Annotated in this window: 8 protein-coding genes and 1 pseudogene; 4 read left to right on the top strand and 5 right to left on the bottom strand. The window is 69.1% G+C overall.

The features are described from left to right. Window positions 1-187: 187 nt before the first annotated feature. From trpA to E3C22_RS20295, 3 genes are read left to right on the top strand one after another with little or no spacing between them, the layout of a single operon-like run. Complete coding sequence (trpA, locus tag E3C22_RS20305; protein WP_134763714.1) at window positions 188-1,018, top strand: tryptophan synthase subunit alpha; 831 nt, start codon at window positions 188-190, stop codon at window positions 1,016-1,018. A gap of 60 nt (window positions 1,019-1,078) precedes the next feature. Next, a complete protein-coding gene (gene accD / locus E3C22_RS20300) occupies window positions 1,079-2,026 on the top strand; it encodes an acetyl-CoA carboxylase, carboxyltransferase subunit beta (protein WP_134763713.1) in 948 nt (315 codons plus the stop codon). Between the two features lie 45 nt (window positions 2,027-2,071). Then, a complete protein-coding gene (locus tag E3C22_RS20295; RefSeq protein ID WP_134763712.1) occupies window positions 2,072-3,406 on the top strand; it encodes a bifunctional folylpolyglutamate synthase/dihydrofolate synthase in 1,335 nt (444 codons plus the stop codon). Between the two features lie 316 nt (window positions 3,407-3,722). Here the strand turns inward: E3C22_RS20295 and E3C22_RS20290 are convergent, their stop codons facing one another. Beyond that, window positions 3,723-4,235, bottom strand: a complete 513-nt coding sequence (locus E3C22_RS20290; RefSeq protein ID WP_167591845.1) for a DUF2937 family protein — start codon at window positions 4,233-4,235, stop codon at window positions 3,723-3,725. A gap of 241 nt (window positions 4,236-4,476) precedes the next feature. Here E3C22_RS20290 and E3C22_RS20285 point away from each other — a divergent pair, with 241 nt between their 5' ends. Then, window positions 4,477-5,349, top strand: a complete 873-nt coding sequence (locus E3C22_RS20285) for a hypothetical protein (protein WP_134763710.1) — start codon at window positions 4,477-4,479, stop codon at window positions 5,347-5,349. A gap of 12 nt (window positions 5,350-5,361) precedes the next feature. On the opposite strand, the gene E3C22_RS20280 is transcribed toward E3C22_RS20285, so the two are convergent. The 4 genes and pseudogenes from E3C22_RS20280 to addB form a co-directional block, all read right to left on the bottom strand. Then, window positions 5,362-6,207: an isocitrate lyase/PEP mutase family protein gene (locus tag E3C22_RS20280; protein WP_134763709.1), complete on the bottom strand. Its 846-nt coding sequence runs from the start codon at window positions 6,205-6,207 to the stop codon at window positions 5,362-5,364. 111 nt (window positions 6,208-6,318) lie between these two features. Continuing rightward, a pseudogene (gene trxA, locus E3C22_RS20275) lies at window positions 6,319-6,639 on the bottom strand (thioredoxin); the annotation flags it as partial. 88 nt (window positions 6,640-6,727) lie between these two features. Next, window positions 6,728-10,372 carry a double-strand break repair helicase AddA gene (addA, locus tag E3C22_RS20270; protein WP_134763707.1) on the bottom strand — a complete coding sequence of 1,215 codons (3,645 nt, stop codon included), beginning with the start codon at window positions 10,370-10,372 and terminating at the stop codon, window positions 6,728-6,730. Continuing rightward, complete coding sequence (gene addB / locus E3C22_RS20265) at window positions 10,369-13,518, bottom strand: double-strand break repair protein AddB (RefSeq protein WP_134763706.1); 3,150 nt, start codon at window positions 13,516-13,518, stop codon at window positions 10,369-10,371. Before addB ends, addA begins: the two co-directional genes overlap by 4 nt. Window positions 13,519-13,524: the final 6 nt, after the last annotated feature.

Below are 13,524 nucleotides of genomic sequence, written 5' to 3'. Positions count from 1 at the left end.
CGGACATCCGCCGGTTCGGCTGAACGCGACCTGAAAGGGACGCTGCTCCTGCCGCGGCCGAAAGCGTTGGTGCTTGGCAGGTCCTTGCCGGATGGCGTAAGGAACGCGTCCATCGACCGATGACCTCAAACAGACCTCCGGCGCCCCGTCGCAAAGGGCCGCCGGGCCGCCCGTTCGAAAGCCCGCCATGACGACCCGCATCGAAGCCCGTTTCGCCAAGCTGAAAGAGGAGGGCCGTCCCGCCCTCGTGACCTTCGTCATGGCCGGCGATCCGGATCACGAAACGGCGCTCAGGATCGTCGAGGCGCTTCCCGAAGCCGGGGCCGACGTCATCGAACTCGGCATGCCGTTCTCCGATCCGATGGCCGACGGGCCGGCAATCCAGAAGGCCGGGCTGCGGGCGCTGAAGGCCGGCGAAAGCCTGAAGAAGACGCTGTCGCTGGTGACGGATTTCCGGCAGGGCGATGCTGACACTCCGATCATCCTGATGGGCTATTTCAACCCGATCTACATCTACGGCGTCGAGGCCTTCGTGAAGGACGCGCTCGCATCCGGCGTCGACGGCCTCATCGTCGTCGACCTGCCGCCGGAGATGGACGACGAGCTCTGCCTGCCGGCCCTCGAGGCCGGGCTGAACTTCATCCGCCTGGCGACGCCGACCACCGACGACAAGCGCCTGCCGGCGGTTCTGAAGAACACCTCCGGCTTCGTCTACTACGTCTCGATCACCGGCATCACCGGCTCGGCCGCGCCGGATGCCGGCAAGGTCTCCGCCGCGGTCTCGCGGATCAAGCGCCACACCGACCTGCCGGTCTGCGTCGGCTTCGGCGTCAGGACGGCCGGGCAGGCCGCCGAGATCGGCCGCGGCGCCGATGGCGTCGTCGTCGGCTCGGCGCTTGTTTCGGCGATCGAGGCCTCGCTGGCAAAGGGCGGCGGCGATGCGTCCGTCTCGGCCGTCACCGACATCGTCAGGCAGCTCGCCGTGGGCGTCAGAACCGCCCGGCTTGCCAAGGCCTGACTGCGCGGCCATCTGAAGGCCTGGACAACAACCCGTTAGAATGACGAGACGGATCGCCCCGTGAACTGGATCACCAACTACGTCCGCCCGAAGATCTCGAGCCTGCTCGCGACCCGGCAGGTGCCGGAAAATCTCTGGATCAAATGTCCCGAGACCGGCGAGATGGTGTTCCACAAGGATCTCGAGGCCAATCAGTGGGTGGTGCCGTCCTCAGGCTTCCACATGCGCATCCGGGCGAAGGACAGGCTCGGCCATTTCTTCGACGGCGGCGCGTACGATCTCGTCGATCTGCCGACCGCCGCGGTGGATCCGCTGAAGTTCCGCGACCAGAAGCGTTACGTGGATCGGCTGAAGGAAAACCGCGCCAAGGCCGAGATGGACGATGCCGTCCTCGTCGCCAAGGGCGCGATCGAAGGCCTGCCGATCGTCGCGACGGTGCAGGATTTCGCCTTCATGGGCGGCTCGCTCGGCATGGCGGCGGGCGAGGCGATCATCCGCGGCTTCGAGACGGCCATCGAGGAAAAGCGGCCGATGGTGCTGTTCTCGGCCTCCGGCGGCGCCCGCATGCAGGAGGGCATCCTGTCGCTCATGCAGCTGCCGCGCACCACCGCCATGGTGGAGATGCTGAAGGAGGCGGGGCTCCCCTATATCGTCGTCCTCACCAACCCGACCGCCGGCGGCGTTTCGGCGTCCTACGCCATGCTGGGCGACGTTCACATTGCAGAGCCGGGCGCAGTGATCGGCTTTGCCGGCGCGCGGGTGATCGAGCAGACGATCCGGGAGAAGCTGCCCGACGGCTTCCAGCGGGCGGAATATCTGATGGAACACGGCATGGTCGACATGGTCGTGCCGCGCCACCAGCTGAAGAGCCGCATCGCGACGCTGCTCGGCCTGCTTTTGAAAACGCCGACCGAGCCGGTGGCCGGCCTCATCGAGAATCGGGCGGGCGCTGCGGCCGGCGAGGGCGAACCCGCCCCGGCCGAGACCGAGCCGCAGACTGTCGACTGAGCCTGACCTTTTGCATCCGGGAAAGGTCTGGCGTAACACGCCGCGATGACCACGACCTCACGCGCCACCGCCGAAATCGAGACGCTTCTCGGCCGCCATCCCAAAGGTTTCGACCTGTCGCTGGAGCGCGTTCTCCGGCTGCTGGCCGAACTGGGTGACCCGCATCTCGACCTGCCGCCGACCATCCACGTCGCCGGCACCAACGGCAAGGGCTCCGTCACCGCCTTCATCAGGGCGATCCTCGAGGCCGACGGCCGCGCCGTCCACAGCCACACCTCGCCGCATCTGGTCAACTGGCACGAGCGCTATCGCCTTGCGAGCGCGCCAGGGAAATCGCGTCTCGTCGACGACGAGACCCTCGCCGAGGCCGTCGCCCGGGCCGCCAAGGCGAATGCCGACCAGCCGATCACCGTCTTCGAGATCCTCACCGCCGTCACCTTCATCCTGTTCTCCGAGCATCCGGCGGACATGGCGATCGTCGAGGTCGGGCTCGGCGGCCGCTTCGACGCGACCAATGTGATGCCGAAGCCTGCGGTCAGCGTGATCACCCCGATTTCGCTCGATCACCAGTCCTTTCTGGGGGACCGGGTGGAACTGATCGCCGCCGAGAAGGGCGGCATCATCAAGCCCGGTGTGCCCGTCGTCCTCGGCCAGCAGCCGGAAGAGGTGGCGCTCGAGGTGCTGACCTCGATCGCCGATCGGGTCGGCGCGCCCCTCTGCGTCTACGGCCAGGATTTCTTCGCCTATGAGGAGCATGGCCGGATGGTCTATCAGGACGATCACGGCCTACTCGACCTGCCTCTGCCGCGGCTGCCCGGCCGCCACCAGATCGTCAACGCCGCGACCGCCATCGCCGCGCTGCGGCAGGGGCCGATGCCGCCCTCCGACGCGGCGGTGGAAAAGGGCATGGCCAGCGTCGAATGGTTCGGGCGGATGCAGCGCATCACCACCGGGCCGCTCCTCGACATCGCCGTCGAAGGCGCCGAAATCTGGATCGACGGTGGCCACAATCCCGGCGCGGGCGTCGCCATTGCCGAAACCCTTGCCGACATGGAGGAGCGGGTGCAGCGGCCGCTCTTTTTGATCGCCGGGATGATCAACACCAAGGAACCGGTCGGCTTCTTCTCGGCCTTTGCCGGCATGGCGAGGCGCGTCTTCACCGTGCCGGTGAACATGAGCGAGGCGGGCATCAATCCCGACGAACTCGCCGACGCTGCGATCGAGGCAGGGCTCGACGCCGAGCCGTCGAATTCCGTCGAGGAGGCGATCCGTCTCGTCTCGGCCAACTGGCAGATGGTGCCGGCGCCGCGCTTTCTGATCTGCGGCTCGCTCTATCTCGTCGGCGAGGTGCTCGGGCGAAACGGCCTCGCGCCGCAATAAAGCATGATCCCGAAGAGTGGGAACCGGTTTTCGGAAAAGATCATGCGCAAGCAAACAAAGTGCGGGATGATCCGCACAGCCCGTCGAACGATACTCTGGCAGCCGAGAGCGGCAAGAATTGCCGGATCGTATTTCCGCGCGATGACCCGGAATTCGAGCCGAGCCGTGCGAGCGGCCTGATCTTTCCCCTGGCGCCCGAGATGCCGGCAGGCAGAGGGGGCGAGATCGCGCTAGCTTCTCGACGGTTCGTGCCGCACTCCCTCGATACCGTCATCGATCTCCCGCAAGGGGCTAGATCGAAGCGTTGCTGCCGCTGCTATTGCAGGATCTCGTCCTCGCCGTCGGTAACGCCGGCCCGGCTTTTCCGCCGCTTGCGCATCGTCGCGGCACCGTGGACGCCGGCACCGCACCACCAGCCGAAGATGAAGCCGCCGAGCGCCAAGAGCACGCCGTCGCCCGTTGCAGGGATCGCCGGGCGATAGTCACCCGCCGCCCGCTCGGCGATGGTCCAGTCCGGATCCGCAACGATCTCGAAGGGCCTGAACAGCGGCGTCGTGCTGCGCAGGGCGTCGTAGCGGCGTTCCAGATCCCCATAGCGCTCGCGGTTGGTTTCGGCGTCGGTGCCCTGGCGCGCGGCAACCTCGTCGGAATTCTGCTTCAGCCGGCCGATCGCCTCGTCGGGCGAGAGGTCGGAAGCGCGGGCGCTCGTCTCGAACTGCTCGACGACGGCGCGCATCTCGTCCGTCGCTCCGCCGAGACGCTGGAGATATTGCTGGGTGAACTCCGCCGACTGGCTGAAGACGAGCCCGCCGAACAGCGCGGCGAACACCCGGGCAAGGAAAGCGCTCAGTCTGTTGTCCTCCCGTCAGGCTCGGGCATTCATCCAAGTGCGACATAGCGCGCCGTGGCGCCGGTTGTATCGCGTCGTTGCCGACGGCCGGTGAATGGGCACGGCCGCCGCCCGACGAGATGATCTGGACAACGCATCAGGACGCCTCATGGTTGTATTGTTGCATCCGGCTGCGCCATAGTTGGTCGAAGCATTTCGCGGAGGAGACATGACGGGCAATTTGGCGAGAAGGATTCGTCTGGCGATCGGCGCGGCACTGGCGATGGCGCTCGCGCCGTGCGTTGCCGCGGCAGAGGGCTGGGGGACGGCAACGCCGCCTGGCGCTCTGGCCGGGACGCGCGTCTGCGACGATGCCGCCGGCTGTTTCGGCCTCGTCTGTCGCAACAAGGGAGCCGCCGACTTCTTCGTCCAACTGCCGGCAGGGCGGACCGTCGAGGGGGCCGTCGCCCTCGCCATGGCGGTCGATCGCGAAAGTGCCACGACCCTCGGCTTCGAACCGGCCGCGTCGTCGCCGGATGCCCTCGTCGCCCGCTTCGACGAGAGCCTCGAGGGGCTCGTTCGCCGGCTGCGGGAGGGCAGCGCGGTGATGCTCAGGAGCCGGATCCCGGGTTTCGACTATTCCGGAGATTTTTCGCTCAAGGGCTCGGCGGAGGAAATCGACCGGGTGCTGAGCGCCTGTAACGACAGCACCGCGGACGAATCCGCGATCGCCGCCTACAAGGCCGAATTCGACGACATGTGCCGGTCCGCGAATGGCGGGTCGGTTTCCTTTTCAGCCGATGCAGCAAAGCGCCAGACCGTCGCCGGAACCGATTTCGTCGTTTTCAATACCGCCAACGGGGAGTGCACGCCCTTCGCAAACGCCTTCTGCGGGTCGGGCGGCTGCCAGATCGCCGTCTTCATGGCGGAAGGCGGCGCGTTCCGCAAAGTCTTCGAAACCCTCGCTTATGAGATCGACGTCGTTTCACAAGGTGGCCGACCGACGCTCCAAGCCTCGGTTCATGGTAGCGCCTGCAACCGCTCGGGCGCCGAGGGCTGCACCGAGATCTACAGTTGGAACGGGCGGAAATTCCAGCTGGTCAGTCAGGAATAGGGCCCGGCTCGGTCATTCCGCTGCCGCGCCAGCCGCGCCCTTCGCCAGCAGCGCGTCGATCGTCGCGCCGGGCGCCGCATCGAGGAGCGGCGAGAAGTCGCCGTCGTCGAGGATCGCGCTGCTTGCCCTGACGACCGCTGCCTGGGCAAGCCTTGCGAGCGCCCCGCCGACGGAAATCCGCCGCACGCCGATCGCCGCGAAATCGGCTTTCCGGAAGCGGGCGAAGGGGCCGGCGGCCAGGGCGTTGACCGGCTTTTCGACGCTTTCGACGACGCGTTTCAGATCGGCCATCTCGCCCGGCATCGGCACATAGAGGAGGTCGGCGCCGGCTGCCTCATAGGCCCTGATGCGACGGATCGCCTCCTCGACGCCATAGTGGCCGTTGAGGACGCCATCGGCCCTCGCGCAGAGGACGAAGGGCCGGCCAAGGGCGCGGGCGGCCGAAACCGCGGCGCGGATCCGCTCGACCGCGAGATCGAACTCATAGGGCGGATTGCCCGGCGCCATCGAGGTGTCTTCAATGGAGCAGCCGGAAAGCCCGATCTCGCCGCCGAGCCTGACGGTTTCCGCGACACCCCCCGGATCGTCGGCAAAGCCGTTCTCGAAATCCGCCGAGACCGGCAGAGCCGTTGCCGAGAGCATGTCTTCGGCATGGGCCAGCGCCTCGTCGCGGCTGATGCGGCCCATGTCCGGCCGGCCTTTGGTGAAGGCGAAGCCGGAGCTCGTCGTCGCCAGTGCCTTGGCGCCGAGAGCCGCCATCAGCCGGGCGGAGCCGGCGTCCCACGGATTGGGGATCACGAAGCAGCTGCTTTGATGCAGGGCCGCGAATTGTTCGTGACGCTCGTCCGTGGTGGCCATGCTCTCGTCCTCCAGCCGCGCCTCGCGGCGGCGATGCCGAGATCATAGAAAAAGGGCCCGCGCTTGTCGCGCGAGCCCGTTTCGGTGACGGCCGAACTATCGGCGAGCGGCTCAGGCCGCGCCCTTGATCCAGTCGACCAGCTTCGACTTCGACTGGGCGCCGATCTGCACCGCCGCCGGCTCGCCGTTCTTGAAGAGCAGCAGCGTCGGGATCGAGCGGACGCCGAACTGGGCGGCGAGATCCGGGTTCTCGTCGATATTGACCTTGGCGACCTCGATGTCGGCCATCTCTTCCGAGATTTCCTCGAGGCTCGGCGCGATCATCTTGCAGGGCCCGCACCACTCGGCCCAGAAGTCGACGACGACCGGCTTCTGGCTGTCGAGGACGTCGGTCTTGAAACTCTGGCTGTCGACTTTCTTGCTGGCCATGTCCGGCTCCTTGTCAAAAGGTTTCGTCGACTAGGTAGACCCGCCGGGAATGCAATTCAAGCAAGGTGGCGCTTCTCCGAACGCGGCGTTTTCAGAGCGAAGACGACGCCGGCCGCGCCGTCGCGGCAAGCGCGGCGTCGAGTGCTTCGGCCGGCACGGTGACGAGGTTCGGCCCCTCGGTGAAGACCAGCGCCGCCTCGACCTGCCGTCCCGGATAGAGCGGCGAGATCAGTGCCCGGTAGAGCGCCAGCTGGACGACGTAGCCCGCAGGCACCTCCGAAAGCGTCTGCGGTGGCGACCGGTTGGTCTTGAAGTCGGCGATCAGCACCTTGTCCTCGCTGACCGCCAGCCGGTCGACCGTGCCGTTGACGCTGTAGCCGCGCCCGCGCAGCGTCACTTCGCCGGAAACCGCCACCTCCGCCCGGCTGCCGGGCGCAAAGATCGGCGCGAAGGCCGGGTCGTCGAGGACGGCCAGCACCGAAGCCGTCAGCCGCTCGCATTCGGCCGGCGGCAGGTCGTGGGCGAGCGCCGCGAGGATCCGCCGCGCCGTCTCCGGTCGCTCGTCCACTGCCACATCCGGCAGCAGCTCCAGCATGCGGTGGGCGGCAAGCCCCCGGCGGATGGCGAAGGAGGGGGTCGCCGCCTTGGTCAGGACCGGCGAGGGGACGGGGGGCGCCTCAGGCGCGCTGTCTGCCTTGGTCTCGCTTTCGCCAGGTCCCGCCGCCTGGGGCTCCGGCAGGATCTCCGCCGCGGCGCCGGCGATCGACGGCGACAAGGGCCGCGGCGGCAGCACCTCCGCCGGCAGTTTCGACAGCGGCAGGTCCGGCAGTGCCGTCGCTGCCTGCCGTGCCGGCGCGAGCTTTTCGCCGGACGGGGCGGCGCCGATCCTCAGGGCGATCGTCTCGCCGGCATCATTGGTCACCTCTTCGGCGTCCTCGACCAGCGCCCGCCCGGCCCGCTGCAGCCAGCTTTCGGCGTTCGGTCCGCGCTGGGGCGCAAGGCCGCAGAGCACCAGCCGGTCGGCCGCCCGGGTCATACCGACATAGAGGAGACGGCGATATTCCTCCTCGGCGCGTTCCTTTTCGGTGGCCTTCAGCCCGTCGACGGCAGCGTTCCTCAGCTCCTTGGTCGGACACCAGAGAAAGCCCGGCGCCGCGCCGTGATGGAGCCCCGGCATCGCCTCCCAGGCGATCAGGCTCGCCCCGTGGGCGGCCGAGAACGGCGCCGATCCGGGATCGACCAGAAAGACAACCGGCGCTTCCAGGCCCTTCGAGGCATGCACCGTCAGGATCCGCACCTCGCCGCGGCCGTGGCCGAGTTCGCGCTTCAGGACCGGAGGGCTCTCGGCAAGCTCGGCGAGGAAGGCGTCGAGCCCGGCAAGGCCGGCCTCCTCCTTGGCGAGGGCGAGATCGAGAAAGGCGTCGATCACCTCGCCTGCGTCGCGGCCGAGCCGCGAGACCAGCGCCTTGCGCCCGCCCTCGGGGCCGAGAATGCGGGCGTAGAACTCGAACACCCCCTGGAAGCCGGCGCGGCTGCGCAAGTCGTCGAGCCGCCCGATGGCGGCCTTGGCCTTGGCGAGCAGCGTGCTCGCCGCCTCGCCGTCGGGCGAAAAGGCCGGCAGGCGGGCGGCGCCGTCGTCGCCGGCCAGCAGCCTGAGGCCGAGCGACAGCGGCTGCGAGCCCTCGCGCGAGAGAGCCAGCGCCATCAGCTCGTCGTCGGAGAAGGCGAAGAGCGGGCTCTTCAGGACGGCGGCGAGCGACAGGTCGTCGTCGAAATTCGCCACCACCCGGCCGAGTGCCATCAGGTCCTCGATGGCGATGTGATCGGTGATCACCAGACGGTCCGTGCCTGCGACGGCGATATGCCGGTCGCGCAGCGCCGCTGCCAGCGCCGCGCCGAAGCCGGAGCGTTTTCTCACCAGCACCATGACGTCGCCGGGGGTGAGCGCGCGGGTCTCGCCCTTGACGGCGATCGGATCGCCCAGCCAGTCGGCGATCTGCCCGGCGATGCGGTCGGCGAGCCGGTGGGCAGGCGAGCTCTGCGGCTCGACGTCCAGCGGTTTCGTCCAGTCGTCGGGCTCCTCCTGAGGTTCGGACTGGAAGGGCGGCCACAGCTCGACGAGGCCCGGCCCGTCGCGCCGCGCCGCCGAATGCACCGGCGCCTCGTCGCCGGAGGCGAGGCCCTTGCGGTTGTCGGGATCGGCGAACACCCGGTCGACGGCCGACAGCACCGTTTCGACGGTGCGGAAGGAGCGATTGAGCTGGATCGCCTCGAAGGCGAGGCCGGCCTCGCCGGCGCGCCGCTCGACCCGCCGCCGCTCCTCGTCGAACATGTGGGGCGAGGCGCCCTGGAACGAGTAGATCGACTGCTTCTCGTCGCCGACCGCAAACAGCGTGCGCCGGCGGTTGTGGCTGCCTTCGCCGGCAAAGAATTCGCCGGCGAGTTCGCGCATCACCTGCCACTGGCGGGGGCTCGTATCCTGCGCCTCGTCGATGAGGATGTGGTCGATGCCCTGGTCGAGCTTGTAATGCACCCAGGCCGAGGCCTCGGAGCGCAGCAGGAGGTCGGCGGTGTGGGCGATGAGGTCGGTGAAGTCGAGCCGGCCGCGCCGGCGCTTCATCAGCGCATAGTCCCGCTCGAAGGCGTCGGCGATGAGAAGCGCCGCGCGGGAGGCGCGATAGAGCCGCAGCGTTGCCAGGCGTTGCTCGATTGCCTGCGCCCGCGCGCCCGCCGCCTGCACCCGCTCGATCAGATCCGGCACGAATTCGGCGACGCCCTTGGTGACGAGGCTCTTCAGCGATCCCCGCACCTCGCCCTTGGAATCGAGGCCGATCCCCCGATAGGCGGCAAAGCGCGGCTCCGGCGCCGCGGTCTTGTCGAACATCGCCGCCAGCCTTTCGGCGAATTTGGCGTCGGTGGTGGATTTCGATGCGAGCGTCGCGATCCGCAGCATCTCGCAGGTGTCCGGGTCGAGATGCGGGCAGGGCAGCGCCTCGCGAAGGATCGCCGCCTCGTCGACGCCTCTCTCGACGCCGAGGGCCGCGCCGACAAGCGCGATCGCCGGATCGACGCCGCCGGCCTCCTCGAGATGCCGGGCGAGGTCGTCGCGCTTTGCGGCGATGTCGGCGAGAAGCTTGTCGAGGCCCCATTCGCCGGCGACCTGCAGCGCCTCGGCAAAAGCGTCCGAAAGCTGCTTTGCCTCGTTCCGGCGCATCCGTGCCGTGCCGGTGAGGAGGCGCTTGCGGCACTCGCCGAGAAGCCGCGCCGTCTCGGCCTCTTCCATCACCTCGAAATGGCCGGGAACGTCGGCCTCCAGCGGAAACTGGTGGAGGATCGCCTCGCAGAAGGCATGGATCGTCTGGATCTTCAGCCCGCCGGGCGTCTCCAGCGCCCGGGCGAAGAGCTGCCGCGCCCGTTCGAGGTCGCGCCGCCCCGGCCGCCTGCCGCCCGCAAGCCCGGCGAGGACATCCGAGAGCGCGTCGTCCGGCATCGTCGCCCAGTCGCCGAGCCGGGCAAACACGCGGGCCGACATTTCCGCCGCCGCCGCCTTGGTGAAGGTGAGGCACAGGATCTTCGACGGGTCGACGCCGGAAAGCAGCAGCCGCACCACCCGCTCGGTCAGGACGTGGGTCTTGCCGGAGCCGGCATTCGCCGAGACGAAGACCGACCTGTCCGGATCCGACGCGATCTGCTGGCGCCGGCTCGTGTCCTCGTCGATGAAGAAGGCGCCGCTCATTCGCCGTCTCCCTCGCCGTCGTCGTCGCCGGCAACGGACCATTCGCGAACCCGGGCGAGATGGTCGTAGTCGCCGGAAAAATCCCCGGCGAGCACCGGCCGCAGCCGCGAGCCGAAGGCGGTCTCCTCCTTCAGAAACAGCGCCGCAAGCCCCTCGAAGCGCCTCAGCGCCGTGTCCGAAAGCGTCGTCGGATCGCAGGGCTGGACGGTCCTCGTGCCCGCCGTCTCCAGCCCCTCCTCCTTCAGCTCGCGCTCGCGCAACCGCACATAGACGAGGTCGGCGATGGTCTCGTCGGGGCTGGTGCCGTCGAAGTCCCCACGCATCGCCATGCCGCCTTCGAGCGCCAGCTGGGGCGAGAGCAGCGTGCGCGCCTGTTTCACCGAAGGCTTCGTGCCGGTCTTGAAGTCGAGGATGACGATGCGGCCGTCCTTCAGCCGGTCGATCCGGTCCGAACGGCCGGAGAGCGTCACCCCGATGGCCGGGAACTCGCTACGGCCGGAGCGTTCGGCGAGCCGCTCGGCGACCCCCTCGTCGCGGGCCCTCTCCCAGCTCAGGAATTCCTCCGTCATGCGGACGATACGCGGCCACCAGACGGCAGCGATCTCGCCAGGCAGCGCCGCCCGGTCGAAATGCTCCCGCGCGATCAGCGCCAGTTCGTCTTCGGCCGCCGGCTCGTTCGGATCGATCCCCTTGATGACGAAATCGGCGACGATGTCGTGGATCAGCTCGCCGCGCTCTCTGGCATGGGGCGCCCGCATCAAGGGCGGCAGGGCCTCGAGCTTCAGGATGCGGCGGGCGTGGATGGCGTAGGGGTCGCGGATCAGCGTCTCGACCTCGGTCACCGAATAGCGCCGCGGCCGCGCCTCGACGGGCGGGCAGGGCGCCGGGCGGGCGATCCGCGGCGTATCGGTGGCGCTTTCCAGCGCTTCTGCCGCGGTGACATAGGTCTCGCCGCGTGCCGCCATGGCGGCGCTTGTCTCAGGCCCGGCAAGGGTGGTCAGCCGCTGCAGCCAGCGCGAGGCGATCGTCGGGGCACCGTCCATGCGGCGCGAGCGGGTGAGGACGACGCGCTCTGCCCCCATCGCCATCCAGAAATCATGGGCCGAAAGGCCGATCCGCCGCTCCGGCGGGTCGAGGGCGATCTCCCGGCGCATCAGCCGGGAGAGGAAGGCGCCGCTTCTGGCGCCGGCCGGCCAGACGCCTTCGTTCAGCGAGCCGAGGATCGCCGTATCGACGCTTTCGAGCCGGGCCTCCAGCGTGCCGAGGACGAAAGCCCTCGCGGAAAGTCCGCCGCGCGGCTTCACCGTGACGCCGGCGATCAGCGCGCCGAGGGCATCGGGGAGTTCTTCGGCCGGAAAGTCGAAACCGGTCTTCGGCGCCGCCACCAGCTCCGACAGGAAGCCGGCGAGCGCCGCGCCGTTCTCGCCGGCGTAAAGCTCCCCCGGCCCGCCCGTTTCGTCGCGGGCCAGTAACTCCAGCGCATCGGTTACGGCGACGGCATGATCGGCGAGTTCCTGCGGTTCGGCGCCGCGCAGCGCGGCAAGCGGCTTCAGCGCCGCCTCGAAATCCTCGGCGAATGTCCTGGCGGCCTCGTATTCGTGGCGCCTGACGTTGCGGGCCGGGCGGGTGAGCAGCTTGCCCGTCTCGCCGGCCGGCAGCGCCTCGATCGCGTCGATCCGCCGGCCGACGATCTCCCCGAGCCTTGCGCCGTCGGCAAAGTCGACGGTGCCGCGGATCGCCACGAGTTCGATGGCGCGGGCGGCGTTGCGGGCCTCGACGGCCGGGCGGCCGAGCCGGCAGAGCGGATGTTTCAGAAGGCCGAGCAGGGCGACCGGGTCCCCCGGCTCCAGCGCCACGGCAAGCAGCGCGGCGAGCAGCGTGCCGGGCGCTGTGGTGGCGAGCGGGCGGCCGGCGGAATCGTTGGCGGTGATGCCGAAGCGTTCGAGCTCGGCGAGGACGCGTCTTGCCAGCCGCCGGTCGGGCGTGATCAGCGCGACGGTCTTTCCGGGCTCTTCCAGAGCCTCGCGCATGGCGACGGCGATCGACAGCGCCTCGATCCGCGGCTCTCCCGCCTCGATCAGCGCAACGCCTTCCAGCGCCTCCGGTCCGAAGGCGGGCGCTTCCTCGGCCCAGTGCGCGGTGGTCTCGGCCGGGCGAAGGGCGCTGGCCAGAAACGCCTCGCGTTGCCTCAGGCCGGGCGACAGATCCTCGTCCAGCTGGCGCACATCCTCCGGCGACATGGCGAAGCGCGTCAGGATGCGCTTCAGGCCATATTGTGGGTGGCCCGGCGAGGCGATCGCCAGCTCCCGGTCGATCGCCGCAAAGCCCGCCGAGCCGATATGCCGGTCGAGCCCCGGCAGCACCAGCGCGCCTTGGGCGAGATGCGCCACCGCGTGCATCAGCTCAAGGGTCGCCGGCGCGGTCGCCGTCGAGCCGGCGAGGATCACCGGCCCCTTCGCCCCGCCGGCGGCGAGCCTTGCCGCCTCGCCCCGCAGCCAGGCGTTCTTCGCCGCCGCCTCGCTGGTGACCCCGCGCGACGCGAGGAAGTCCGGCCAGTGGTCGGTGACGATTTCGAGGAAGGTCAGCGTCGTCTGCCACCAGGCGGCCAGCGCCTCGGGGGCGAGATCCGTGAGCCTGGCAAAGGAGGTCTCTTCGGTCTCGATCTCGTCGAGCAGCGCGCCGAGATCACCTGCGAGCCACAGTGCCTCGGCCGCGGAGGTGACCCGTTCGGGCGCTCCTTCGGCGAGCTCTTCTCCCGCGGCGCGATCGGCGAGATGGCGCCACTGGCGGGCGAGGCGGGCAAGGCTCAGCCGTCGTTCCAGCTCCGGCATCGCCGGCAGCGACACGCCCGCCCTCGCATCGTCGCCGGCAAAGATCGCCGCCTCGTCGCCTTCGCCGATCGGTCGGATGCGCGGCAGGATGGCCGAGCCATGGCTTTTGCCGGACCACGCGCTCAACGCCGCGGAAAAGGCGCCGGCAAGGCTTCGCGCCGCGCGCCGGCTCGGCACGTAGACGGTGACGTCGGCGAGCGACAAGGGATCGCCGTCATGGCGGAAGCCCTCGACGATCCGCCCCCCCAGAATGCTTTCGGCGAGGGTCTTCAGGAACGGCTTTCCGGGCGGGATCGACAGGATGGTGGGGGCCATGCGGTC

This window comes from Jiella endophytica (assembly GCF_004519335.1).
Taxonomy (GTDB): Bacteria; Pseudomonadota; Alphaproteobacteria; order Rhizobiales; family Rhizobiaceae; genus Jiella; species Jiella endophytica.
This window is presented reverse-complemented; position numbering and strand designations above follow the sequence as displayed.